Source organism: Flavobacterium sp. DSR3-2 (assembly GCF_049896525.1).
Taxonomy (GTDB): Bacteria; Bacteroidota; Bacteroidia; order Flavobacteriales; family Flavobacteriaceae; genus Flavobacterium.
Genome location: NZ_JAFCUM010000005.1, coordinates 173,705 through 198,928, shown reverse-complemented (window position 1 = coordinate 198,928; position 25,224 = coordinate 173,705). Strand labels below are relative to the sequence as shown.

Sequence of the window (25,224 nt, the reverse complement as noted above, 5' to 3'; positions counted from 1 at the left end):
AAGAAGATAGAAAGTAAAGAAAGTGAATTGGTAAAACTAGCAACAATCGAATTACTACAGAACTGGAAAAACTTTATAAATACAATAACTTCTGATAATGGGAAAGAGTTTGCGCAACAATAAGAGATCAGTTCGGCACTTGAAATAGATTTTTTCTTTGCCAACCCTTACAGCCCATGGGAACGTGGTGCAAATGAAAATCTAAATGGATTAATAAGACAATACATACCCAAATCATCATCATTTGATGAAATAACTTTAGAGAGAATTATAGAAATACAAGAGAAATTAAACAATAGACTAAGAAAAAGATTTAATTTTGAAACACCTAATTATATGTTTAATCAAAAAGTTGCATTTGTAACTTGAATCTAGCCTTCAATTCATTGCTGATTACATAATCACTAAAATTGCGACAGTTGTACATCCTACGGTAAGCATAAACAGTGCTGTTGTACTAATAAATGGTATTGAAATAATCTCCCTCTGTGGTATTTACATCATCAAGGACACACATTAGAAGAACAAATTTTAAAAGTATTCCCTCAGCTTAATGCAATTAAAGAGGGAAAAGAAGAAGTTTTAAAAATTGAAATATTAAATAAAGTGGCAGACGACATCACGGAGGTTCTATCAATTGACATTTTAGAAATATTAAAGAGCGTACAGACACCAGAATGAAAAGAACTACTGGTAACAGCACCTACAAGAAATTGGCGGTTCAGTGGCTAATTGAAGCTTTATACTTCGTATCAAGTTTAGTGCTGGCAGACAGTTTAGTGCTTTGAAATCGCCAACTTCTTGTAGCTGCAAACCGTCAAACTGTCTAATAACCTCCTTTCTCCCTGTTAAATAAATTGTATGAAAAATCGCTCAAATAACTTACGCAACTCGTTGATTTTTTGTACATTTAAGTATGAAATTCAACAACGGAACCAATAGAAACCAACTCCCGCTTTTTGCCTCATCGATAAATGATGCCATTGCCCAAGACAACCAAATCAGGCTCATTAACCTTTTTGTAGAGAGTCTAAAACTTACTGATTTTGGCTTTACTTTCGATTTTGTCTAAAATTGATCCAGATCGTTTAAAACAGTATCTAAAAGTATTGGCTTTATATTTTGGGACTCTAAGAGCAATTTTTAAAGCTTTTTACGGACTGTTTTATTTTGATAATCCTAAACCGACTTTTCCCAGAAAGAATTTTAATTGTAGTTTAAATCACATATATTTACTTACTGATTAACAAAATACTGTTCGTTTAGAGGTTTTTAGACGAACTGACGTTAGCACCAATACTATGACGACACAGCAAACAATTAACAATAGACAAAAAATGAAATCAAAACTGACATTGTTTTCGACAATTATCTTGACAACTTTACTTTTAAGTTTCACTAACAAAAATGAAATTGGAAAGTGTTATCTTTCATTTAAGACTTCAACAAACTTGACAGTTGCAGACCCTGACAGACTTCCTGAAACTTCTGAAAAAGTGAGGACATTAAAAACTGACAATGGCGAAGTTGAAGTAACTCGAATAGATGGTTACAGAGTTTTGTACAACAATAACAAGAAAGCCCCATTTGTAAATTTGAAGATTGAACTTTCAGAAAGCAAATCGTACGACAAAGACCAAAAAAATCTTATTGACAATTTAAAGTATTTAAATTCACATTCGCAGAATATGGAAACTAATGACCTAATCGAACTTGAATTTAATGGCTATAAAGTTTATGGCTTTAGCAGAAATACAATTGAAACAGGAAGTACACTTGGGACTTTTGTAATGTTCCCAGGCAACGGTGTGACAGTATATTTCTATTTTAACAATATGAAACCTGAATACCGAAATTTTGAAAGCGTGGACGACTATAAAAAACAATGCGACAGGTTTATGGACGAATACACAAAACACTTGACAACCTGTAAAGAGAAATAAGTACTGGTGCTAACAGCGGTTTCAAGAAATGGCGAGAAATGTGCTAAATTCACATTTTTCTTTCGCAAGAAAAATTATCTTAGTGGAAAATATGCGGTGACGAAGTTCGCCACTTCATGAAGCCGCGAGACGTCAAACTGTCTAATAACCTCCTTCCTCCCTGTTAAATAAATTGTATTAAAAATCGTTCAAATAATTTGCATAACTCGTTGGTTTTTATTATATTTAAGGATGAAATTCATCAACGGAATTAACAGAAACCAACTCCCGCTTTTTGCCTCATCGATAAATGATGCCATTGCCCAAGACAACCAAATCAGGCTCATTAACCTTTTTGTAGAGAGTCTAAAACTTACTGATTTTGGCTTTACTTTCGATTTTGTCTAAAATTGATCCAGATCTTTTAAAACAGTATCTAAAAGTATTGGCTCTGCATTTTTGGATCGTAAAAGATATTTTAAATGCTTTATATGGGTTGTTTTATTTCAAAATTCATCAATTGACTTTTCTCAGAAAGAATTTTAATTATATTTTAAATCACATATATTTACTTACTGATTAACTCAAACAAGGGACAACGAAGGTACTTATACGAACTGCCGTTATAAAGCATTTTAATAAATTGTGTAAAAAACAACCAAAGAAAAATGAATGGAGTTGTTTTTATAATTGACTGCGGCTAAGAATAATATTTTCAAATACTAATTTTACTCATTCAAGCTCAAACGCATAATCATATTGAATTTTCTTTACATAAAAATACTCTAAACATATCTAACTTTTTGGGGCAGTCTAATATACGTATCAGCATCTTGGCTGCAAAAAAAAACCAGGTTATTAAAAAGAATAAGTTGTTGCGAGCAAGGCGTAAGCCGTAACTCCTTTTGGCGCTGCATCACTATTTGAAAATATATCTTCAGATGCTGTATCTAAATGAAACTCCGGAATAATTGTTAAATTTCCCACCTTATAATTCAACGATAATGTATTCCCTACCAAACTTCTTCCTGCCAACAAACCAAGTGATGCAGTCGCTTCTTTAGCATCAAAATATTCTAATCTGTAAGCCAGACTTAATGTTTCATTTAAAGCAAAATTCGCATATCCAACCAAAGAAAACCATTCTCCATCCAAAGTACTATCAAAATCATTGATAGTCATTGCATATGTTCCGTTGAAACCTAATGAAAAAGCATCACTCAATTTTTTTGTACCAACAAAGTCAAACTGAGTTTTATTTTCATCAGAAGATGGGTTACTGCTTCCTGAAGTTACATTAAAATAAGCGCTTCCAGTATCCCCTAAAAATGCAACTTGTCCAACAAATGTTTTTTGAGAAGAACCGGCTTCAATAGTAGTCTTGAAATCTGTTGGGTTTGACACTCCTGCCATAAAACTAAACTTTCCGGAAATATACTGTGCTTTTACACCTGTATTAAAAAACGGACCGTACGTAAACGCATAAGACATACTATAGTTTTTATTATCTACTGCATCCAATAGTTCATATCCGACGTGAGTTCCAAAACTTCCCGCAGTTACTTTGAACTTATCTGAAAACTCATATGTAAAAAATAATTGTTTAATCATAAATGTAGACGAATCATCATTATAGGTAAATTGCGACGCCCTCTTTCCGAAACCCAAGTCAACAAAAACAGCTGCTTTCCCCATTTTATGAGAAGCCTCGAGACTAGCCATTCCCAATTCAAATGAGTTGTGAGAATTTGTAAAACTGGTTAAACTATTATCTATTCCGGAAAAATCATATTTGTAGTACGCATCTGCAGAACCCGCAAAAATAGTTGCAGGTGCAGACGTTGTTTGTTGTGCAAATGTAACTGTTGTTGTTAACAGTACTGCAATCGAAGCGAATTGGTTTTTCATCTTTACTTGGTTTTAATTAGTACTCTAGTTTGGTGATTTTTTGGTTTTGGTTAATAATTTTTTCAAGAAGAGGACTTTAGTTGTTATCAAAAAACATGTTTTTAATGCTCTTTTTGGTATTCTATTTTCCTTTACTTGAAACGAATTTATTAACTTTTATTTCACTAAAATTACTATTTATAACTTTTTTACGTTGATTAAAGAAGAATTATCAATAATGAAAAATGAACAAAAATAACTGGGTATTCCATATTTAAACGAAACAATTTTAAAGATTAAACAATTACTTTTTAAGCTTATACCCCATTTTTTATATAGTAAAAAACAATAAAATAAATTTTAAATAAGAAAATAACCCAAAATACATATTTTTAAATCATCATACCCCATGAAAAATAGTTATTAATAAAAATAAACGATAATTATACTTTTCTTTAAAACATAAAAAATGAGCATAGTCAATTCATTTTTTTTAAAAAAAAGTTCTTAATCACCAATTTAAGTGCGACTCATGACAGTCCAAATAAAAGTGCCAATAGTTTTGCTTTTTTATGAAAATTTTAATTCTTAGTAAATTACTTTTTTATTACATTTAAAACATGATTCGACTGCTGAGCAAAATCTTTGTAGTGCTGTTATTTGTCAGTTTCTCCTTTGTTTGGTAAAGTGATCAATTTGCTACTTAATCCAATGAAAAAAAATATGATTTTTACGAGCAATACGAAAAGAACACAGAAAAAAATAATTTGGAAAACAAAACTAAAACTTTTTTCATGGCAATAATTGAAAATTTCAATAGCTTAGATTACAGCCCATTCAAAAAAAAGAACATCTATTCTTACGATTTGTTTAAAGCAAAAGAATATACTTTAAAAAATGTGACACCTCCACCAAAAAATGGATATTCATTTTAGTTTCGCTAATAAAATAAAATTAGGTTCCAAAAAAGCTTTAATAAATCTACCTACATCCCAAAAAAATGAGAAATATTTACACAATACTCACGCTATTAATAACAATGTCATTAGTAGCACAAACACATGAAATCACCACACATAACGGAAAAAAAATGGAGGTGCATTTCATTAAAATAGCAAATAATTTATTGTACTACACCACCCCACAAAGTCAAGAGGAAAAGAGCATTAGTCAATATGCAATTTCTAAATTGCACGACAAATCAAAAACAGAGACGAAAACCATATCCGAAAAAATAGCACTTTCAGGAAAAGCTGACTACACGAAAATAATCGTATTGAAACCGTCTCAAACAGAAGGCTTGAAAGAATCCGGCATTGTCACTAGCTTTTTAGGAAAAACAAAGGGAGAAACCAATCAATCTTTTTTGGATGCAGCAAAAAAAAGATTGAAACAAAATGCAGCGCTCAAAGGATCTCCATTTATTGTAATTGTTTCCGATAAACCAAAAAATTTGAAAGCGGTAATGTACACGTATTGATGATGCAGCGAATGCTTTAAGTTTTTAACACAAAAAAAATCGAGAGTAGATTTGCGTCTGCAAGTTCTAATCTCGATTTTCATATATTTAGCACGCTACTGTTTTACCCAATAGTCTCAGCTATTGGATAATCACTGATTTCATGTTCATGAATTCTTTTATTCCTATAGTTCCCAATTCTCTTCCATAACCGGATTTTTTTATTCCTCCAAAAGGAATTCTGGAATCAGAGCGAACAAGAGAATTTACAAAAACATTGCCTGCCTCTATTTTTCTGGCCAACTGTAAACCTTTCTCACGATCTTCAGTCCATAGTGAAGCAGCCAAACCATATCTGTGGTTATTGGCAATCGCTACAGCATCATTCTCATCTTTAGCTCTAATAATTGTTGCCAATGGCCCAAAAGTTTCTTCCTGAAACGCTATGTTATTTGAATCCACAAAATCAATTAGCGTGGGTTGAAAATTACAATCATCTCGCTCCCCGCCCACTATTAATTTAGCACCTTGATTTAATGATTTTTCCAATTGATCCGCTAATTTATCGGCTATATCCAAGCGGGCCAGAGGTCCCATTTGTATTCCTTGCTGTAATGGATTTCCCTGCTGAATTGATTGTATTTTTTGTGCAAACAGTGCGGCAAATTCATCCGCTACTTTTTCGGTAACTATAAATCGTTTGGCGCAGATACAAGCCTGACCAGCATTGAGCATTCTGGATTGTGTTGCAATTGTTACTGCTTTTTCGAGATTAGCATCATTCAAAACGATAAAAGCATCAGAACCACCCAATTCCATTATCGACTTTTTGATGTGCTTTCCAGCCAACGAAGCCACGGAAGAGCCTGCCATTTCACTTCCAGTTAATGTAACGCCGCAAACAATATCAGCAGCAATTACAAGCTCGACTTGAGGAATGTCAATCACAATTTGTTGAAATACACCTTGGGGAAAACCAGCTTCTAAGAATGCGTTTTCAATAGCTTTAGCGCAGCCTGTAACATTTGGAGCATGCTTTAAAAGTGTAACATTCCCCGCCATAATTGCCGGAGCAGCATAACGTAATACTTGCCAAAACGGGTAATTCCAAGGCATAATGGCAAACACGGCGCCCAATGGATCATAAACCGACATGGATTTGAAAGGGGTATCGTAAGTTTCCTCTTTTAGCATTTGCTCCGCGTGTTCTGAATAAAAGTCACAATTTTCCGCTGATTTTTCTACTTCGGCAATACTTTCAGATAAAATCTTACCCATTTCATTTGTAATTAGCATTCCTAATTTCTCATTATTTACGCGGAGAATCTGAGCCAATTTTTGCATCTTGTCTGCTCTTTCCTGAAAAGAAGTAGTTTTCCATTTCTGGAAAGCGGTTTCAGAAATATTTAGTTTTTGATTGAGTTGTGCATTCGTCAAAACTTCATATTCCGCAATCACTTCTTGTGAAAATGGATTTATCGATTTAAATATCATGTTTATTATATTTTAAATTCTTTGTCTGTATGTTTTAAAAAAAATGAAAATCATTTAAGAAGCAGGCAATCCGATTAATTCAAAAACAAAGACAAATAGAATAATAAAAGTAATCAAATAGAAATCTTAAGTGCTGTTTATTATTAAATTTTAAGAATTAATTTCCACAAAAATAGTATCCAATAATTCGAATATTTTTTCTTTGTCCAATGGTTTTGTAATATAGTCCATAAAACCGAATTGCATGATTCGCTCTTTGTCTTCAAAGGATGAATACGCCGTTTGGGCAATAACAGGAAGTTCCGGTTTTAATATTTTAATTTGTTCAAACGCATCGAAACCGTTTAAGACTGGCATTTTTATATCCATGAAAACTAAACTTATATGGGGGTTTTCAGCACAAATATCTACTGCTTCCTGACCATTATTAGCGCGTAAAACGGTATGCTTTTTTGATTCTATAATTTTCTTTAACAGCAAGAAATTAATATTGTCATCTTCCGCGATCAAAATAATCTCATTCTCATAATTTCCAGAAAAAGATATCTTTATTTTTGGGATACTTTCCACAACAGTTTCATCATACTTTAACGGTATTGTAAATGTAAAAACAGATCCAATTCCCATAGTTGATTCTACACTTATTTTTCCGCCCAGCATTTCCACATACGCCTTCGTGATAGACAAACCAAGTCCCAATCCTGTTATTTCGGTAGTTGCATTGTCTTCGATTCTTCTGAATCTGTCAAAGATAACTTTTATATGATCCTTACTAATTCCTAAACCAGAATCTTGAATCGTAAACTCTAAAACATCGTTTTCCTTATCTATGAAATATCCAAAAGAAACAAAGCCTTTTTCTGTAAATTTTACAGCGTTCGTTATTAAATTTCCAATTACCTGTTTCAGTTTTGTCTCATCGGTAACAATATTTTTCTGAATCTTATCGCTACTTTCTACTACATAAAACTCAATATCTTTTTCTTTGGGAATGGTAATTTTGATAGATTTATGCAATTCGGCAATGCATTTTTCTATATTCAACCCTTTATAATTCGGTGTAATTTGCTTTGCATCAATTCTGGACATTTCAATTAAATCCTCAATAATTGACACTAAATTATTTCCGCTGTTTTTGATAATTTTCAAATATTCGAATTTCTCTTTTTCCGTCAGATTAGCATCCGTAAGCAAATCACTGAATCCCATAATGGCATTCATAGGCGTTCTAATCTCATGTGATAAATTAGCTAAAAAAGAAGATTTTAGCGTATCGCTTTCCTCTGCTTTTTGTTTGGAAATTTCTAATTGCTTCCTTTGATTACTATTCTCTTCAAAGAGATTTCCAATGTAACCAAACTCTCCTTTGGATTTTTTTAAACTATATATAGAAGTGACATTTCCGGTTTCCAGAATATTTTTAATCAATTTTAATGGATTATAAACCCATTTTTTAGTGTAAAAAGTAAAAATTAAAATATTAAACAAAGAGGCTACAACAACGATAAAAAGAATTTCTTTCGTTTTGCTATAATTTAAATTAAAAGGCCTTTTAAAAAGTAATTTGCTGACCACATTGTTTTTCCAATCTTTTAAATCCACTGCAACAGTGACAAAATCATCCTCAGCATTAACGACGTGATCCACTGCAACTAAATTAACTTTAGAACTGCTAATATTCCCAAGTGAAGTAAAAAAGGATCTGTCTAAAAGCCTCGCGATAAAAAAATAGCCCGAAGGTTTTGTTTTATTCTTTTTTGGGTCATTTGAAGGATGAATTGTTGCAGCAAAAACCTCAACAATTCCCTCAGGAATTTTTATATAAAACCTTTTCAATTTAGATTTGTAAAGTGAAGTCATCATCGCTTTTGGAATAAAATCAAAGCTTTTAAGCTTAGCAGATGTTGTCTTATTTATTATTTTTTGATTTAAACCATAAATTCCAATATAATCCACTTCGTACGATTCAAATTCGCTTACTACATACTTATTGTACCATTTTTCATCCTTTTTTTTGGTAAAATTGACTAATTCATCCCAAAAAGTAACATCAATAATTGTTGCAGTATGCGTTTTAGAGTTCAGCCTGAATAATGATTTTACCTCATTATTATATTGGTCGTAGGTCACTTTATAAAAACGATTCTCTTCCTGAACGGTATAAAGGTACAATGAAGTGTATAGAATAAAAAAGAACACAGTTGCTGATGCAATCAACAACAATAATTTAAAATACGTATTTAGGTTCAATAATCTCTTCATATGACGTAAGAAAATAAAAAAATAACCAAATCATCTTACCTGTAGTTTTGTAAGATATATCACTTTTTTAGCTGGCGCAAGTTAGGCTTTTTTTGTCATAAAAAAAACTCAACAATTTAAACTAACGTACTTTATCATAAACACAATTTGTTTTTAAGTTGCTAAAATCCAAATCTTTATCCAACTTGTGCTCTAATTAAAATTTTATCTCATAGATATAATTCCAATTTATATCTTCTTATTTTTCAAAAAATTGTCCCCCCTGACACCGAAACCAAATAATAATTATGACGAAATCTGAAATGAATAATTCTTACATCATAAAACATTATTCGGATTCTCGAATTTTTTTTCATAAAAAACCCCAAATAGTATGTAACTTTTTGGGGCAGTTCAAAAATTAATTTTTATTTAATTCTATCTAATAATTACAAAGGTATATTCCCGTGTTTTCGGTTAGGAGTAATGCTTACTTTATTTTCGAGCATGCTAAAGGTCTTTATCAATTTGCGTCTGGTGTCTTCGGGTAAAATTACCTCATCTACAAAACCACGTTGCGCTGCAGTGTACGGATTCGCAAACAAATCAGCGTATTCCGCTTCTTTTTCTAACAGTTTTGCTTCATGATCTTCGGCTTCATTTATTTCTTTCTTGAAGATAATTTCAGATGCCCCTTTAGCTCCCATTACGGCAATTTCAGCTGTTGGCCAAGCAAAATTCATGTCGGCGCCTATGTGTTTCGAGTTCATCACGTCATACGCACCACCGTAAGCTTTACGAGTAATCACGGTAACTCTCGGCACGGTTGCTTCACTTAAAGCGTACAACAATTTTGCACCGTGAACAATAATCCCGCTCCATTCTTGATCGGTTCCAGGCAAAAAGCCCGGTACATCCACCAAAACCAATAACGGTATATTAAAACAATCGCAAAAACGGGTAAATCGAGCCGCCTTTTTCGAACTGTTCACATCAAGACAGCCTGCTAAAACCATCGGTTGGTTTGCTATAATTCCAATGCTTTTTCCTGCCAATCGGGCAAAACCAACCAGAATATTTTCGGCATAATTTTTATGAATTTCAAAAAAAGAATCTTCATCAATAATTCCCCCAATCACCATGTGCATGTCATACGGTTTGTTTGGATTATCGGGAATAATATTCGCTAGTGTAGTACGAACCTCATCGTTCAGGTCATAAGGTAAATTGTGTGCTTTTTCTTTATTGCTTTGCGGCAAATAACTTAACAAGCGTTTTAAATCCTCCAGACATTCCACATCATTAGCCGACGTGCAATGAGCCACACCCGATTTACTAGAATGTGTGCTCGCACCACCCAATTCCTCCGAAGTCACGGTTTCATTCGTGACGGTTTTCACAACATTCGGCCCTGTTACAAACATATAACTGGTATCTTCAACCATCATCGTAAAATCAGTCATTGCAGGAGAATATACCGCTCCACCCGCGCAGGGTCCCATAATAGCAGAGATTTGCGGAATCACTCCTGAAGCTTGTACGTTTCGATAAAAAATATCGGCGTAACCACCCAGAGATCGAACACCCTCCTGAATACGAGCGCCACCAGAATCATTAAGTCCAATCATGGGCGATCCCATTTTGACTGCCATATCCATGACTTTACAGATTTTTTCGGCATGGGTTTCGGATAACGAGCCACCAAAAACCGTGAAATCCTGTGCGAAAATATAGACTAATCGTCCGTTTATGGTTCCATATCCCGTAATGACACCATCCCCGTAATACAGTTCTTTTTCCATTCCAAAATCAGATGTTCGGTGTGTAACCAACATACCAATTTCTTCAAAAGAACCCTCATCCATCAAATAATTGACCCGTTCTCTTGCAGTAAGTTTTTTATTGGAATGTTGTTTTGCAATTCTGTTTTTACCTCCACCCAAATGAGCTTCAGCAATTATATCGTTTAATATATTTATTTTGTCTTTCATATTTGTTCTTTTTTAACCGCTGATCCGCTAATTTTTATCTAATTTTCCTTCAAACCATTAAGTTATTAAGAAAACTAAGTGCTGCTTTTTCTAATTAAAATTAAATCTCTTCATTGTGAATAAATATTTTAGATAGGTAAGCGTACGATTTTTTGATCTTCAAAATATTGTTTCAAAGCCACCAAAGCAGCGATTTCAGCTTCTTGTGCCATCTGTTTTTTCAACACATCCGTATTGTAATAGTTTTTTACGAAATGCGTGTCAAATTTCCCGGAACGAAACGCCTCGTGTTCAAAAACAAATTTCCCAAACGGTAAGGTTGTTTGTACACCCTCAACTTTATAAGCTTCAATGGCTTTTAACATAACTTGAATCGCTTCTTCGCGGGTTTCGCCGTAAGTAATCAATTTGGCTAACATTGGATCGTAATAAATAGGAATATCCATTCCTTGTTCAAAACCATTATCCACACGAATTCCCTCACCAACGGGCAATTGATACACATCCAAATGACCGACACTTGGCAAGAAATCATTCATAGGATCTTCGGCATACACACGTAACTCCATCGCGTGCCCTTTTATTTTCAAATCTTCTTGTTTGATTGCCAATGCTTCTCCTCTGGCAACTCTGATTTGCAGTTCTACCAAGTCGGTTCCGGTAATCCATTCTGTAACGGGATGTTCCACTTGCAAACGCGTGTTCATCTCCAAGAAGTAAAAATTGTTATTTTCCTCCAATAAAAATTCGACGGTTCCTGCTCCTAAATAATCACAGGATTTGGCCACCAAAACAGCTGCTTCACCCATTTTTTTTCGCAATTCCGGTGTTAAAACCGAAGAAGGCGCTTCTTCAATTACTTTTTGATGACGACGCTGGATGCTGCATTCTCTTTCGAATAAATACAAAACATTTCCATGACTGTCTGCCATCACCTGAATTTCGATATGTCTTGGCGAGCCCACATATTTTTCGATAAAAACCGAACCGTCTCCAAAGGCAGCAATCGCTTCACTAATGGCGCGATCCATTTGAGATTCGAAATCAGCTTCACTTTCAACCACTCGCATTCCTTTTCCACCACCACCGGCAGAGGCTTTAATCAGTATTGGAAAACCAATTTCTTTGGCAACCACTTTTGCTTTTTCGACATCCGTAATGGCTTGGTCAAAACCGGGAACCATCGGAATATTGTATTGCTTAACAGCCTCTTTGGCCGCTAGTTTACTTCCCATGATTTTTATTGCTTTCGACTTTGGACCAATAAAAATGATGTTATTTTTTTCGGCTTCTTCGGCAAAATCAGCATTTTCACTCAAAAATCCGTAACCCGGATGAATGGCGTCCACGTTTAAAGATTTCGCAACCTCTATAATTTTACTTCCTAATAAATAGGATTGACTAGAAGGGGCGTCTCCAATCCAAACGGCTTCATCCGCAAATTTCACGTGCGGTGCATTTCTATCGGCCGTTGAATACACTGCTACGGTTTTTATGCCCATTTTTTGTGCGGTTTTCATCACCCTGATGGCAATTTCACCTCTATTGGCAACTAATATTTTTTTCATATTTAAATAAGACTAAAAGAATAAAGACCGCTTTGCTGCAAGAGCAAAGAAATATAAATTCTTGGTTCTTTTTATCTGGTATCTTTTATCTCTACTCGAATTCAATTAACAACTGTCCTTTATCCACGGCGTCTCCAATAAGTACCCAAATGCTTTTGATAACTCCATCTCGCGGAGATAGAAAACTATTTTCCATTTTCATGGCACCCAAAATAATTAGGTTGTCGTTCTCTTTTACAGTTTGTCCTACCACCACACTGATTTCTAGAATCAATCCGGGCATAGGTGCTTTGATGAAATTGACTTGTTTGGTAAGTCCGGTTTCAAATCCCATTTCCTTAATCAAAATATCCAAAGGATTTGAAATAGCAATGGTGTACGTGTTGTTGTTTACCTTGACGGTGTAGTTTTTTTGAAGAAAATCAGAAGTTATGATTTCTGCCTGATAAGGAGTGTTTTCATGTAATACATGGAATTTATTCGTCTCCACGCTCACTGCATCCAGTTGTGAAACACTTTCCTTTTCCAAATCAAAATGAAAAGTGTCGTTTACATTAACTTTATAACCAATACTCATTTGTTTTTATTTTAGAATCGTAAAAATAAGTAAAAGAAAACGTTTTCGTAATCGAAAAATAAAAGTTTTATGCTAATTTAATATAGTTTAATAAAACTAATTTACAAAACTAATAATCCAAACTCTCTAAGGATTTTAATTGGTTTTGAGTACCAAAATAATTCAAAGTCTTCCAGAAGTGATTCAAAATCAGCTTTAATTTCTTGGTAATTATAAATTTTAGCATTAGAAACGGAGATTTTCTGTAACATTTCTACCAACCATTCTCCTTCATTTTTATTAGTTTGAATAGAGAAACTTTCCTTTTTATCATGAAAAGTCAGGGTCATCATTTCCCAAGAATTTCCTTTTTTAGATTTGGTAAAGTGTTCTAAAAATGGCTTCCCGCCCAACCAAACGATTTTTGCTGTAGGTTTAATATTGAATTCATTCTCTTCCTGAAGTGCATCAAAAATAAAATCGGGTGAAATTGTAGTCTTTGGAATTTTAAATTCGAACCAATCTTGCAGTTTATACTCAAAACAGATTCCGTGCATAAAATTAAACAAGGATTTCTTAAGTCCAAAACTAAATTTATCATGGTCGATTCCTGTTGCATCCGTATAATTAATATCGTTATTGGCGAAAGTTCCAATGATTTCTGTTTCTTTTACCACACCAAATTTCTCTGGATACAAACCCACGGGACTGTGCGCGGTCATCGCAAATTGATGCCAAAATCCCGACTGTAATACACCAACTTCAAATAATTGACGCACCATTTCAAGACTGTCAACCGTTTCTTGAATGGTTTGTGTAGGATATCCGTACATTAAATAGGCATGCACCATTACGCCTGCTTCAGTGAAATTTCGGGTGACTTTCGCCACTTGCTCCACCGTTACGCCTTTATCAATCAGTTTTAATAATCTATCAGAAGCGACTTCGAGTCCGCCAGAAACGGCAATACAACCGGAAGCTTTTAGAAGCAAACACAAATCTTTGGTAAAACTTTTTTCGAATCGAATGTTTGTCCACCACGTTACGGCTAATTTTCGGCGAAGTATTTCTAGTGCCAAAGCGCGCATCAAAGCCGGAGGAGCAGCTTCATCAACAAAATGAAATCCATTCTCACCTGTTTGGTGAATCATTTCCTCCATTCGATCGCACAATAAATTAGCAGCTACGGGTTCGTAAATTTTGATGTAGTCCAAAGAAATATCACAAAATGTACATTTTCCCCAATAGCACCCGTGTGCCATAGTAAGTTTATTCCAGCGTCCGTCACTCCACATGCGATGCATTGGATTCACAATTTCGATAACCGAAATGTATTTATCCAAAAATAAATCCGAATAATCAGGCGTTCCCACTTGTGATTGTTTGTAATCGTGTTTTAAGGAATTATTTTTATAAACTACTTTTTCTTCTTCCAATAGAAAGGTTCGTTTATAGGAATTGTAATCCGAATTTTCAATATTGGAAATTAATTCTTCAATTGGCATTTCGCCATCATCCAACGTAATAAAATCGAAAAACTCAAACACACGAGCGTCAGAAAGCGACCGCAATTCGGTATTCGGGAAACCGCCACCCATCGAAATTTTAATGTTTGGATAATGCTTTTTTACCCATTGTGCTGAACGAAAAGCCGAATATAAATTTCCTGGAAACGGAACTGAAATCAAGAATAATGTAGGCTGGATGGTCTCTATTTTTTCTTTTAAAATAGAAAGAAGAACGGTATCAATATAAGTTGGTTCCTGTTGCAGGGTTTCATATAATTCGTCAAAAGAATTCGCACTCCGCCCCAATCGTTCTGCATAACGGCTGAAACCAAAATTAGCATCAACACATTCGACAATAAAATCTGAAATATCTTCAAGGTATAAAGTCGCCAAGTGTTTCGCTTTATCCTGCGTTCCCATCGTTCCAAAAGCCCAATCCAATTCTTCCAATTGTGCAAATCGAGACGCTTCCGGCAAGAAATCTTCCTGACAAATTTGAAGCGCCAATGTTGGATTTTTTCCTTGAAGGAAAGCAATTACGGGATTTATTGTTTTTAGGTACTCATCTTGTAAAGCTTGAATTCTTTGGGAGTTGGGTGTTAGATTTTGGTTGTTGGAAGCTGTAAATGCAAACACATTCTCCAAACCTTCTTTAGAAAACAATTTCAAAATCACTTCGATACCCAAATCTGCTTGAACAGACTCAATGTTTTTGGTATTCAGAAACCCTTTAATATATGCGGTTGCCGGATACGGTGTATTCAGTTGAGTAAAAGGCGGCGTGATTAAGAATAATTTGGTTTTCAAAAGAAATAAGTTTGGTGCAAAAATAAGGGATAATTCTGTTCTTTCAACAAAAGTAAAAGGCTGCATTTTTATTTATTCTTTGGATTCAAATATAAAATAAAGTCATTTTTAGTTTTTACGTAATCTGTAGATATTTAATTACATTTACGCTTGGTTAAATTATTTATATGAGACAAAAATTACTTTTCCTTTTTTATTAACAACCCACTTTCACATACTCGAAAATAGAAATTAAACCGTTACAAATTATAAGCCCCAAACTAAATGATAAAAAAAATAAAATTCATTATATTCTCTTTAATAATTATAGTGTTTTTTCCTAGCAAAATTAGTTCTCAAACGATACAATGGCAAAATACAATTGGAGGTAATGATTACGATTGGGGTGATTTTATAGAAGTATCAAATGATGGGAATTATCTTTTGGGAGGATATTCGTATTCTAATATATCTGACGATAAAAGTGAAAATTCAAGAGGTGCAGGTGATTATTGGTTTATAAAAATTGATGACAAGTCTGGTAATTTATTATGGCAAAAAACTATTGGCGGAAACAATTTTGACCATTTAACATCAGGAAAAGAAACAAAAGATGGAGGTTATATTCTTGGAGGCTACAGCTCTTCCGGAATATCTGCAGAAAAAACGCAAAGCTCAAGAGGAGCTGATGATTATTGGATCGTTAAACTGGATGCTAACAGAAATATTATTTGGGATAAAACTTTTGGTGGAACTGGAGTGGATCGATTAACATCAATTATTGAAACTTCTGACGGAGGTTATCTGATAGGAGGTTCATCAGATTCTAATATCTCAGGTGAAAAAACAGAGAATAGTCGCGGTAGTCTTGATATGTGGATCATAAAAACTGACTCTTTCGGAAATATAATGTGGCAAAAAACATTTGGAGGAAGTAACGGTGATTGGGTCCAATCTATGATAAAAACACCCGATGGTAGTTATCTGTTAGCGGGATCTTCACATTCAAATATTTCAGGTGACAAAACTCAAAATTCAAGAGGCGGAGGTGATTATTGGGTTATAAAAATAGATAGTTTAGGAGCTATAGTATGGCAAAAAGCAATTGGAGGAAATAATGGTGACTACGCAAAATCTATAATAGCAACATCTGATGGAAATTACCTTATAGGAGGTAATTCTTTTTCTACTATTTCTGGAGAAAAAAGGGAGAACAAAATCAACAACTCTGATGATGCTTGGCTTCTAAAATTAAACAACGATGGGCAAATTCTTTGGCAAAAAGTCATTGGAGGAGATGATACGGAAATATTAGCTGACATCCGAATGACCTCAGACAACGGTTTTATTCTTGGTATTATGTCATATTCAGGAATTTCAGGTAATAAAACAGAAGTGTCAAGAGGACAACGCGATTATTGGATGGTAAAACTCGATTCCAGCGGTAAATTTGAATGGGATAAAACTATAGGAGGCAATAGTCTTGACCAGACGCAATCCATAGTACAAGCCAAAGATGGAGGCTATGTAACGTTAGGCTGGTCACAATCTAATATATCCGGAGATAAAACAGAAAATAAAAGTGGATTGCAAGATTTTTGGGTGGTTAAACTCAAATTATGTTCTCAAAATCTCTCGGCAACCAGCAATTCTCCAATTTGTCGGGGTAATTCCATACAGCTTTCTGCAACTGGTGGAACAAATTATGCTTGGACAGGACCAAATGGTTTTACTTCGATAGAACAGAATCCATCAATATTAAATACAAATGCATCACAAAGTGGTCAATATAGCTGTAACATCACTGGAACTGGTGGATGTGATGCTATAAAGTCCGTAACTATTGTGATTAATGTTCAACCCTTACCTACAGCAAATTCTCCGCAGGAATTTTGTACGCAACAAAATGCGACTTTAAGTGATCTAATTATCACCGGCCAAAATATAAAATGGTATGATTCAATAACGGGAGGTTCAGTATTACCGAAAACAACTTTACTACAAAACGAAAGGAATTATTATGCATCACAAACTATCGACGATTGTGAAAGTAGTCGCATTTTGATAAATACCCGGATTTCGGCAGTTGGAGATTGTGATTTAACAATTGATGATCCATCAGTGTCATTTCCAAAATACTTCACTCCAAATGGCGATGGCTTTAATGATACTTGGAATATTAAATTTTCAGACTCGGAATCCAACTTGACTGTAAAAATATTTGACCGTTATGGAAAATTAATCAAAGAATTAAACCAAAATGGACCTTGGAACGGAACCTTGAATGGACACGAACTTCCATCCGATGATTATTGGTTTGTAGCAACCAGAACTGATGGAAAAGAATACAAAGGACATTTTAGTTTGAAGCGATAAGTATTATTTTGCTAAACATATCTTAAACCAAAAAAACCTAACTTTACTTTTTAGTACTTTAGCATCAAATTTAGAAACTCAAAACATGCCCACCGACTGTATCAGCTATCAGAACTCAGGATATTTTTCTGCTTTAATGAATGATTATTTAGAAGAAAAAAGCAATCTTCACTCTTTATACCATCGTTTTCCAACTCTTAAAAACTTCGAAGAACAAATTCAGGAGAAGCAAGCTAATTTTAATGATAAATCAAGAGCTACTTTAGTTTCCGTTTTACAAAAACAATACGCTAAAAGCGAAACGTCGGCTTTAACAAATCAAAATATTGAAGCTTTAAATAATCCAAATACATTCACGGTTACAACTGGTCATCAATTAAATCTTTTCAGCGGACCTTTATATTTTTTTTATAAAATCATTTCGACTATTAATTTGACAACCGAATTAAAAGCGAAATATCCAACTTATAATTTTGTACCCATTTACTGGATGGCAACCGAGGATCATGATTTTGAAGAAATCAATTATTTCAATTTTAAAGGCAAAAAATTCCGTTGGAACAAAGAAAGTACAGGTCCTGTTGGTCGATTGTCTACTGCAGGTTTAGCTGATTTCCTTGAAGTATATGCGCTGGAATTAGGCTCTAGTACGAATGCAGAAACGATAAAAAAACTATTTACCGATTCGTACCTTGCTCACGATAATTTAGCAGATGCCACGAGATTTTTAGCAAATTCGCTTTTTGGTGCGTATGGGTTAGTCATCTTGGATGCAGATAATCAAGATTTGAAACGCAACTTTGTACCTTATATAAAAGAAGAATTATTACAGCAATCTTCTCACAAATTAGTGTTGGAAACTGCTGAAAAATTAAAAGAGTACACGGTTCAGGTAAACCCACGAGAAATCAATTTGTTTTATATTGAAGATGACATCAGAGAACGCATCCTATTTGAAAACGATATTTACAAAGTAAACCATACTAAAATAGAGTTTTCTGAAACAGAAATTCTAACCCTTTTAGAAAATCATCCCGAAAAATTCAGTCCAAACGTGATTATGCGTCCATTGTTTCAGGAGGTGATTTTGCCAAATTTATGCTATATCGGCGGAGGTGGAGAAATTGCGTATTGGTTGGAACTAAAATCCTTTTTTGCTGCTGCAAAAGTAACTTTTCCAATTCTTTTATTGAGAAACTCTGTGCTATTAGCCACTGAAAAACAAGCGAAAAAAGCAGACAAATTAGAATTGAATTGGGCGAATTTATTTTCGAAACAGCCCGATTTAGTAAATACTAAAACTACAGTATTATCAGATTTCCCAGTTGATTTAACGCATCTAAAAGCCCAATTGCAAAAACAATTTAGCACGCTTTATGAAGTAGCGAATAAAACAGATGAATCTTTTCTTGGAGCTGTAAAAGCGCAGGAATCAAAACAAATTAAAGGATTAGAAAATCTGGAGAAACGTTTGCTGAAAGCACAAAAAAGAAAGTTATTCGATATTTTACAACGCATTACCGACTTGCAAAACGAGTTATTCCCGAACCAAAGTCTACAGGAACGACAAACTAATTTCTCTGAATTTTATTTGGAATATGGTGAAAATCTGATTCCAACATTGATTAAACAACTCAAACCATTGGATAATACATTTGATATTATTGTACTTTAATCAGATTACGCTCATTTGAATGCCGTATTTGTAAAAATAATCAATAAAAAAATACTAATTTTGCACAAAATTAAAAAAAAATAAAAAGATGGCTACTAATAGAACATTTACAATGATTAAGCCTGATGCTGTTGCTAACGGACACATCGGAAACATACTTGCAATGATTACAACTGCAGGTTTCAAAATCGTTTCTTTGAAATTAACACAATTAACTGTTGCTGATGCTCAGGCTTTTTACGAAGTACACGCTGCAAGACCATTCTACGGTGAATTAGTTGAATTCATGTCAAGAGGACCAATTGTTGCTGCAATTTTAGAAAAAGAGAATGCAGTTGAAGATTTCAGAACTTTAATTGGTGCTACAAATCCAGCTGAAGCTGCTGAAGGAACTATCCGTAAAGCATACGCAACTTCTATCGGAGAAAATGCAGTTCACGGTTCTGATAGCGATGAAAATGCAGCTATTGAAGGTGCGTTCCATTTTGCTGGAAGACAGCAGTTCTAGTATTCAGTTTTCTGTCGCAAATTAAACTGAAAATAAAAATACAAAAAATCCCATTTCAAAATTGAAACGGGATTTTTTTTTACACAAATCTCCCGTCCTGAAATAACGATACACAAAATGTCCCGTCCTGAAATAGCGATACACAAAAAACCATCATTATGGAAGCAAATATAAATTATGTGAAGCGAAAAGAGATTATAATATATCTTTATTTATGCCTTAGTCTGATTGGGTTTTTCCATTAATATGTTCCCTTCAAACAAAATAAAGGAACAAAATTAAATCAAATTTAAATAATGGGAAAAAATAAATCGGAACAGAATTACTTCTGTTCCGATTTAGCTGTTTTAAATTGTAAATCTAGTCAAACTTTTAAAGGATAACTCATTTAAAAATTATCAGGACAACATATCTTTCAACAAATCTATTATCTATGAGTCTATTATCTTTTATCTCAAATAAACTTCTAAATAAATCTTATTCTTTGGCAGCCAAATACCTTTCGGCATCAAGAGCAGCCATACAACCAGTTCCGGCCGCAGTTATCGCCTGACGATACACATGATCAGCAGCATCTCCCGCTACGAAAACGCCTTCAACATTTGTTTTGGAAGTTCCAGGAGTATTGATAATATATCCTGTTTCGTCCAATGTAATAAAATCTTTAAAAATATCTGTGTTGGGTTTGTGTCCAATAGCTACGAAGAAGCCGGTAACAGGAATATCAAAAACTTCATTAGTATTTTTGTTTAAAGCCTTTACCCCAGTAACTACCTGCTCATCTCCTAATACTTCAACAGTATCGTGGTTCATTAATATGGTAATATTCTCTGTTTTCCGAACGCGCTCTTCCATGATTTTAGAAGCTCTAAATTTTTCGCTACGCACTAACATGGTTACTTTTTTACAAAGTTTGGACAAATAGTGTGCTTCTTCACAAGCTGAATCTCCTGCGCCTACGATTACTACTTCTTGATTTCTATAGAAAAAACCGTCGCAAACTGCACATGCCGAAACTCCGCCACCCATTTTTAAATAGTGCTGTTCTGATGGCATTCCCAAATATTTAGCTGTTGCTCCTGTAGAAATAATTACGGTTTCGCAATGCAATTCTATCGTATCATTGATCCAGACTCTATGGATCTCACCTGAAAAATCAACTTTAGTAGCCCAACCATCACGTACTTCAGTTCCAAAACGTTGTGCTTGTGCCTGCAACCCCACCATCATTTCTGGACCAGTTATCCCTTCAGGATTTCCAGGCCAATTTTCTACTTCGTTGGTTGTTGTCAGCTGACCTCCTGGCTGCATTCCTTGGTATAAAACAGGATTCATATTTGCTCTGGCTGCATAAATAGCTGCAGTATAACCTGCTGGACCAGAACCTATAATAAGACATTTAATTTTTTCGATTGTATCAGACATAGTAAGTGTGAATTATAATTTTTTAACAATGCAAAAATAAGTCATAATTGCTTTATTACAGAACCTGAAGCATCAGTTTTTATTATTCTGCAATAAAAAAATCCCTTCTGTTAATACAGAAAGGATCTTTAGTCGGGGTGGCAGGATTCGAACCTGCGGCCTCCTGCTCCCAAAGCAGGCGCGATAACCGAGCTACGCTACACCCCGAAAGCGGTGGCAAATATAGCACTATTTTCGGCTTCTGCAAAACTATTTCGGAAATAAGAAATAAATTTATTTTGCTCAGAAAACGGTATAAAAACAAAACTACAGATCATATTTAAATGTCAAGTCCCATATCCCAGATGGACGTGAAAAGCTTCCCAAAATACTCCTTTTTTTTTAACACAAAAGAGCAACTGAATCACGGCTACAGAAAAAAAGAAGTAGTTCCAGTCCCGAACTATGGGGATTTCAACGTACCGCTAAAATAGCTTCAGAAAATCTATTCCATTCTAAAAATGGGAATGTGTCAAAAGACAAGGAATCAAGCTTTAACAAATGTTAACAAAATAGATTTTTAGAAACCATAAATAATTGTATTTTTACGGTTCAAAATTTAGAAAAATAAATGGGCAAAATCATCGCGATTGCTAATCAAAAAGGAGGAGTTGGAAAGACTACAACATCAGTTAATCTTGCTGCTTCATTGGGAGTTTTAGAAAAGAAAGTATTACTTATTGATGCTGATCCACAGGCAAATGCGTCATCAGGATTAGGAATTGATGTTGAATCTGTCGAAATAGGAACGTACCAAATTTTAGAGCATAGTCATACGCCAAAAGAGGCCATCATAAAATGTTCTGCCATAAATGTAGACGTGATTCCATCACATATCGATCTAGTCGCCATTGAAATCGAATTAGTCGACAAAGAAAACAGGGAATATATGCTTAAAAAAGCATTGGAAAGTGTCAAAGATGATTACGATTATATCATTATAGATTGTGCGCCATCGCTGGGATTACTAACCCTTAATGCTTTGACCGCTGCTGATTCCGTGATTATTCCTATTCAATGTGAGTATTTTGCACTGGAAGGTCTAGGAAAATTGCTGAACACCATAAAAAGTATCCAAAAAATTCACAATCCGGATTTAGACATCGAAGGATTGTTATTGACCATGTTTGACTCCCGTTTGCGTTTGTCAAACCAAGTAGTTGAAGAGGTTCAGAAACATTTTAACGACATGGTTTTTGAGACAATCATTCAGAGAAATGTAAAATTGAGTGAAGCACCAAGTTTTGGCGAAAGCATCATAAACTACGACGCTACAAGTAAAGGCGCAACCAATTACCTGCATCTGGCTCAAGAAGTTATAAAGAAAAACAGTAAATAGTTTTATGGCAAAAGCACTTAAAAAACAAGTCTTGGGAAGAGGATTATCGGCATTATTAAAAGATCCGGAAAACGATATAAAATCTGTTACCGATAAAAATGCTGACAAAGTCGTAGGAAATATTATTGAACTTGAAATCGAGGCGATTGAAATAAACCCGTTTCAACCAAGAAGCAATTTCAATGAGGAATCATTGCGAGAATTAGCAACATCTATCAAAGAATTAGGTGTAATTCAGCCCATTACCGTGCGTAAACTGGACTTCAATAAATACCAGTTAATTTCCGGGGAACGTCGTCTTCGCGCGTCGACTCTCGTGGGATTAAAAACAGTTCCTGCATATATTCGTATTGCAAATGACAACGAATCATTGGTTATGGCCTTGGTAGAAAACATCCAGCGTCACGATTTAGATCCAATTGAAATTGCACTTTCATATCAACGTTTGATTGACGAAATTCAATTGACTCAGGAACAAATGAGCGAGCGTGTAGGGAAAAAACGTTCTACAATTGCTAACTATTTGAGACTTTTAAAACTGGATCCGATAATCCAAACTGGAATCCGTGATGGTTTCATCAGTATGGGGCACGGCCGGGCTATCATCAATATTGAAGACCAAGATATTCAAACTGATATTTACCAAAAAATTGTCAGTCAAAATTTATCGGTTCGTGATACAGAAGCTTTGGTGAAAAACTATCAGGAAAGTTTAAAACCTAAACCTGCCGGAAAACCAAAAGCAGCTTCGTTTGAAATAGCGGATGCTCAAAAAAGCACTTTTACTAATTATTTTGGTACCAAAGTAGATGTAAAAGTAGCCGGGAACGGTAAAGGAAAAATTACTATTCCATTTCACTCTGAAGAAGACTTTAACAGAATCATAAAATTAATAAACGAATAGTGAACAAAATCATTTTCATCGTTCTATTCCTTTTTACAGTGGGAAATACTACTGTTTTTGCGCAAACGGAAACAGAAGCGGTTTTGGTCGCTGAAGACACTTTGAAATCAAATGACATTGATCCTTTGACACCTGCAAAAGCAGCTTTTTATTCCGCCGTTCTGCCGGGTTTGGGTCAGGCTTACAATAAAAAATACTGGAAAATACCGCTTGTATATGGAGTTTTAGGAACGAGTATTTATTTTTATGTTGACAATAATAAAAAATACCATCAATATAGAGACGCTTATAAAAGTAGACTGGAAGGTTCCGTTACTGACGATTTAGCTTTTCTGGACAACAACCGTTTGATTGCCGGACAGAAATTTTACCAACGCAACCGCGATTTATCCGCTTTAATGACTGTGGCGTTTTACGCATTAAATATTCTTGATGCCAATGTGGATGCCGCTTTAATCCAGTTTAATGTAGATGAAAACTTGTCCGTAAGACCTATTCTTTATCCGAATGATGTAACGTTAAAGACGAATGTAGGACTAACTTTTAATTATAGTTTCTAGCTCCAAAAATTAGTTGATAGGATTAGATAAATAAAACAATGCGATATGTCATTAATCAAAAGAATTGGGAAGAAATATTTTTTTATTGCAACTACCATTTTATTACTAATCACTTTAGTAAATTATTCCGAAAGTAAGACATTCGATATAATCCGAATGAACACTTTCTTTTCAGGATTCATCGCCGGAGTTTTATTAGCGTTACTAGCTGCAGGACTCTTTAATTATTCGAAATTTAAAAAATAAAAAAAATGAAAATTGCGCTTTTAGGATACGGGAAAATGGGCCAGGTAATTGAAAAAATTGCGCTGGAAAGAGGCCATGAAATCGTTTTGAAAAAGGATGGAAATACTACTTTTGATGGCCTTTCAACTGCTGATGTAGCAATTGATTTCAGTGTTCCAACTGCTGCAATGAGTAATATTTCAAGCTGTTTCCATGCAAATGTACCGGTAATTTCCGGCACCACAGGTTGGCTGGAACACTATGACGAAGTAGCAGCACTTTGCCATGAAAAAAAAGGAGCATTTATCTCCAGTTCTAACTTTAGTTTAGGGGTAAATATATTCTTTGAACTAAATGAATATTTGGCTAGAATCATGTCGAAATTTGACAGTTACAAAGTAGCAATGGAAGAAATTCACCATACACAAAAACTGGATGCACCAAGCGGCACTGCGATTTCATTGGCAAAAGGAATTATTGAAAATAGCTCCTACAATAATTGGACATTAAAAAATCCGGAAGCGGATCAAATTCATATTGAAGCCAAAAGAATCGGGACTGTTCCGGGAACGCACACCGTATCGTATAAATCGTCTGTAGACGCAATAGAAATCAAGCATACCGCACACAATCGCGAAGGCTTTGCAGTTGGGGCGGTTATTGCTGCGGAATGGATTGTGGGGAAACAAGGTATTTTTACAATGAAAGACGTATTAGATTTAAAATAAAAATTATTCGCCTGTTTAAGAGCCACCGTTTCT

The 25,224-nt window shown here is 34.6% G+C and carries 22 protein-coding genes and 1 tRNA gene; 14 read left to right on the top strand and 9 right to left on the bottom strand.

The genetic code is table 11. The features are described 5' to 3' along the window. Window positions 1-126: 126 nt before the first annotated feature. From ACP7AV_RS08915 to ACP7AV_RS08900, 4 genes are all read left to right on the top strand, one after another. Window positions 127-369: a transposase gene (locus ACP7AV_RS08915; RefSeq protein WP_426091654.1), complete on the top strand. Its 243-nt coding sequence runs from the start codon at window positions 127-129 to the stop codon at window positions 367-369. A 547-nt stretch (window positions 370-916) separates the two neighbouring features. Beyond that, window positions 917-1,072: a hypothetical protein gene (locus ACP7AV_RS08910; RefSeq protein ID WP_426091650.1), complete on the top strand. Its 156-nt coding sequence runs from the start codon at window positions 917-919 to the stop codon at window positions 1,070-1,072. Window positions 1,073-1,337: 265 nt separating this feature from the next. Continuing rightward, window positions 1,338-1,943, top strand: a complete 606-nt coding sequence (locus tag ACP7AV_RS08905; protein ID WP_426091649.1) for a hypothetical protein — start codon at window positions 1,338-1,340, stop codon at window positions 1,941-1,943. Between the two features lie 231 nt (window positions 1,944-2,174). Next, a complete protein-coding gene (locus ACP7AV_RS08900) occupies window positions 2,175-2,330 on the top strand; it encodes a hypothetical protein (RefSeq protein ID WP_426091648.1) in 156 nt (51 codons plus the stop codon). A 450-nt stretch (window positions 2,331-2,780) separates the two neighbouring features. Here the strand turns inward: ACP7AV_RS08900 and ACP7AV_RS08895 are convergent, their stop codons facing one another. After that, complete coding sequence (locus ACP7AV_RS08895; RefSeq protein ID WP_426091647.1) at window positions 2,781-3,830, bottom strand: outer membrane beta-barrel protein; 1,050 nt, start codon at window positions 3,828-3,830, stop codon at window positions 2,781-2,783. 773 nt (window positions 3,831-4,603) lie between these two features. Here ACP7AV_RS08895 and ACP7AV_RS08890 point away from each other — a divergent pair. Beyond that, complete coding sequence (locus ACP7AV_RS08890) at window positions 4,604-4,744, top strand: hypothetical protein (RefSeq protein ID WP_426091646.1); 141 nt, start codon at window positions 4,604-4,606, stop codon at window positions 4,742-4,744. A gap of 65 nt (window positions 4,745-4,809) precedes the next feature. Beyond that, on the top strand, window positions 4,810-5,289 hold the full coding sequence (locus tag ACP7AV_RS08885) for a hypothetical protein (protein WP_426091645.1): 480 nt from the start codon (window positions 4,810-4,812) through the stop codon (window positions 5,287-5,289). A 120-nt stretch (window positions 5,290-5,409) separates the two neighbouring features. On the opposite strand, the gene ACP7AV_RS08880 is transcribed toward ACP7AV_RS08885, so the two are convergent. From ACP7AV_RS08880 to ACP7AV_RS08855, 6 genes are all read right to left on the bottom strand, one after another. Continuing rightward, window positions 5,410-6,762: an NAD-dependent succinate-semialdehyde dehydrogenase gene (locus ACP7AV_RS08880; protein WP_426091644.1), complete on the bottom strand. Its 1,353-nt coding sequence runs from the start codon at window positions 6,760-6,762 to the stop codon at window positions 5,410-5,412. A 150-nt stretch (window positions 6,763-6,912) separates the two neighbouring features. Then, complete coding sequence (locus ACP7AV_RS08875; protein WP_426091643.1) at window positions 6,913-8,979, bottom strand: ATP-binding protein; 2,067 nt, start codon at window positions 8,977-8,979, stop codon at window positions 6,913-6,915. A gap of 473 nt (window positions 8,980-9,452) precedes the next feature. Continuing rightward, complete coding sequence (locus ACP7AV_RS08870) at window positions 9,453-10,994, bottom strand: acyl-CoA carboxylase subunit beta (RefSeq protein WP_426091642.1); 1,542 nt, start codon at window positions 10,992-10,994, stop codon at window positions 9,453-9,455. A gap of 128 nt (window positions 10,995-11,122) precedes the next feature. Then, complete coding sequence (gene accC, locus ACP7AV_RS08865) at window positions 11,123-12,562, bottom strand: acetyl-CoA carboxylase biotin carboxylase subunit (protein ID WP_426091641.1); 1,440 nt, start codon at window positions 12,560-12,562, stop codon at window positions 11,123-11,125. 91 nt (window positions 12,563-12,653) lie between these two features. Then, window positions 12,654-13,139: an acetyl-CoA carboxylase biotin carboxyl carrier protein subunit gene (locus tag ACP7AV_RS08860; protein WP_426091640.1), complete on the bottom strand. Its 486-nt coding sequence runs from the start codon at window positions 13,137-13,139 to the stop codon at window positions 12,654-12,656. Between the two features lie 101 nt (window positions 13,140-13,240). Continuing rightward, window positions 13,241-15,433: a B12-binding domain-containing radical SAM protein gene (locus ACP7AV_RS08855; protein WP_426091639.1), complete on the bottom strand. Its 2,193-nt coding sequence runs from the start codon at window positions 15,431-15,433 to the stop codon at window positions 13,241-13,243. 264 nt (window positions 15,434-15,697) lie between these two features. On the opposite strand from ACP7AV_RS08855, the gene ACP7AV_RS08850 reads away from it, so the two are divergent. The 3 genes from ACP7AV_RS08850 (at window position 15,698) to ACP7AV_RS08840 (ending at window position 19,971) form a co-directional block, all read left to right on the top strand. After that, on the top strand, window positions 15,698-17,788 hold the full coding sequence (locus ACP7AV_RS08850; protein WP_426091638.1) for a T9SS type B sorting domain-containing protein: 2,091 nt from the start codon (window positions 15,698-15,700) through the stop codon (window positions 17,786-17,788). An 85-nt stretch (window positions 17,789-17,873) separates the two neighbouring features. After that, window positions 17,874-19,463: a bacillithiol biosynthesis cysteine-adding enzyme BshC gene (gene bshC, locus ACP7AV_RS08845; protein ID WP_426091637.1), complete on the top strand. Its 1,590-nt coding sequence runs from the start codon at window positions 17,874-17,876 to the stop codon at window positions 19,461-19,463. A gap of 88 nt (window positions 19,464-19,551) precedes the next feature. Beyond that, entirely contained in the window at window positions 19,552-19,971 is a 420-nt protein-coding gene (locus ACP7AV_RS08840; protein WP_426091636.1) for a nucleoside-diphosphate kinase, read from the top strand. A 477-nt stretch (window positions 19,972-20,448) separates the two neighbouring features. Here the strand turns inward: ACP7AV_RS08840 and trxB are convergent, their stop codons facing one another. Both trxB and ACP7AV_RS08830 read right to left on the bottom strand, forming a co-directional pair. After that, window positions 20,449-21,396, bottom strand: a complete 948-nt coding sequence (gene trxB / locus ACP7AV_RS08835; protein WP_426064245.1) for a thioredoxin-disulfide reductase — start codon at window positions 21,394-21,396, stop codon at window positions 20,449-20,451. Between the two features lie 132 nt (window positions 21,397-21,528). After that, window positions 21,529-21,603, bottom strand: a tRNA-Pro gene (locus ACP7AV_RS08830). A gap of 403 nt (window positions 21,604-22,006) precedes the next feature. On the opposite strand from ACP7AV_RS08830, the gene ACP7AV_RS08825 reads away from it, so the two are divergent. From ACP7AV_RS08825 to dapB, 5 genes are read left to right on the top strand one after another with little or no spacing between them, the layout of a single operon-like run. Then, complete coding sequence (locus ACP7AV_RS08825) at window positions 22,007-22,774, top strand: ParA family protein (RefSeq protein WP_426064246.1); 768 nt, start codon at window positions 22,007-22,009, stop codon at window positions 22,772-22,774. 4 nt (window positions 22,775-22,778) lie between these two features. Then, window positions 22,779-23,678 carry a ParB/RepB/Spo0J family partition protein gene (locus tag ACP7AV_RS08820; protein WP_426064247.1) on the top strand — a complete coding sequence of 300 codons (900 nt, stop codon included), beginning with the start codon at window positions 22,779-22,781 and terminating at the stop codon, window positions 23,676-23,678. Then, a complete protein-coding gene (locus ACP7AV_RS08815; RefSeq protein ID WP_426091635.1) occupies window positions 23,678-24,238 on the top strand; it encodes a DUF5683 domain-containing protein in 561 nt (186 codons plus the stop codon). The genes ACP7AV_RS08820 and ACP7AV_RS08815 overlap by 1 nt, the downstream gene beginning before the upstream one ends. Window positions 24,239-24,283: 45 nt before the next feature. After that, entirely contained in the window at window positions 24,284-24,484 is a 201-nt protein-coding gene (locus ACP7AV_RS08810; RefSeq protein ID WP_426091634.1) for a hypothetical protein, read from the top strand. Between the two features lie 5 nt (window positions 24,485-24,489). Beyond that, a complete protein-coding gene (gene dapB / locus ACP7AV_RS08805) occupies window positions 24,490-25,191 on the top strand; it encodes a 4-hydroxy-tetrahydrodipicolinate reductase (RefSeq protein WP_426091633.1) in 702 nt (233 codons plus the stop codon). Window positions 25,192-25,224: the final 33 nt, after the last annotated feature.

Bases quoted from the DNA above. Each gene is read 5' to 3' on its own strand.
- ACP7AV_RS08910 (WP_426091650.1), top strand. From the start codon at position 917: ATGAAATTCAACAACGGAACCAATAGAAACCAACTCCCGCTTTTTGCC.
- ACP7AV_RS08905 (WP_426091649.1), top strand. From the start codon at position 1,338: ATGAAATCAAAACTGACATTGTTTTCGACAATTATCTTGACAACTTTA.
- ACP7AV_RS08900 (WP_426091648.1), top strand. From the start codon at position 2,175: ATGAAATTCATCAACGGAATTAACAGAAACCAACTCCCGCTTTTTGCC.
- ACP7AV_RS08895 (WP_426091647.1), bottom strand. From the start codon at position 3,830: ATGAAAAACCAATTCGCTTCGATTGCAGTACTGTTAACAACAACAGTT.
- ACP7AV_RS08890 (WP_426091646.1), top strand. From the start codon at position 4,604: ATGGCAATAATTGAAAATTTCAATAGCTTAGATTACAGCCCATTCAAA.
- ACP7AV_RS08885 (WP_426091645.1), top strand. From the start codon at position 4,810: ATGAGAAATATTTACACAATACTCACGCTATTAATAACAATGTCATTA.
- ACP7AV_RS08880 (WP_426091644.1), bottom strand. From the start codon at position 6,762: ATGATATTTAAATCGATAAATCCATTTTCACAAGAAGTGATTGCGGAA.
- ACP7AV_RS08870 (WP_426091642.1), bottom strand. From the start codon at position 10,994: ATGAAAGACAAAATAAATATATTAAACGATATAATTGCTGAAGCTCAT.
- accC (WP_426091641.1), bottom strand. From the start codon at position 12,562: ATGAAAAAAATATTAGTTGCCAATAGAGGTGAAATTGCCATCAGGGTG.
- ACP7AV_RS08860 (WP_426091640.1), bottom strand. From the start codon at position 13,139: ATGAGTATTGGTTATAAAGTTAATGTAAACGACACTTTTCATTTTGAT.
- ACP7AV_RS08850 (WP_426091638.1), top strand. From the start codon at position 15,698: ATGATAAAAAAAATAAAATTCATTATATTCTCTTTAATAATTATAGTG.
- bshC (WP_426091637.1), top strand. From the start codon at position 17,874: ATGCCCACCGACTGTATCAGCTATCAGAACTCAGGATATTTTTCTGCT.
- ACP7AV_RS08840 (WP_426091636.1), top strand. From the start codon at position 19,552: ATGGCTACTAATAGAACATTTACAATGATTAAGCCTGATGCTGTTGCT.
- trxB (WP_426064245.1), bottom strand. From the start codon at position 21,396: ATGTCTGATACAATCGAAAAAATTAAATGTCTTATTATAGGTTCTGGT.
- ACP7AV_RS08825 (WP_426064246.1), top strand. From the start codon at position 22,007: ATGGGCAAAATCATCGCGATTGCTAATCAAAAAGGAGGAGTTGGAAAG.
- ACP7AV_RS08820 (WP_426064247.1), top strand. From the start codon at position 22,779: ATGGCAAAAGCACTTAAAAAACAAGTCTTGGGAAGAGGATTATCGGCA.
- ACP7AV_RS08810 (WP_426091634.1), top strand. From the start codon at position 24,284: ATGTCATTAATCAAAAGAATTGGGAAGAAATATTTTTTTATTGCAACT.
- dapB (WP_426091633.1), top strand. From the start codon at position 24,490: ATGAAAATTGCGCTTTTAGGATACGGGAAAATGGGCCAGGTAATTGAA.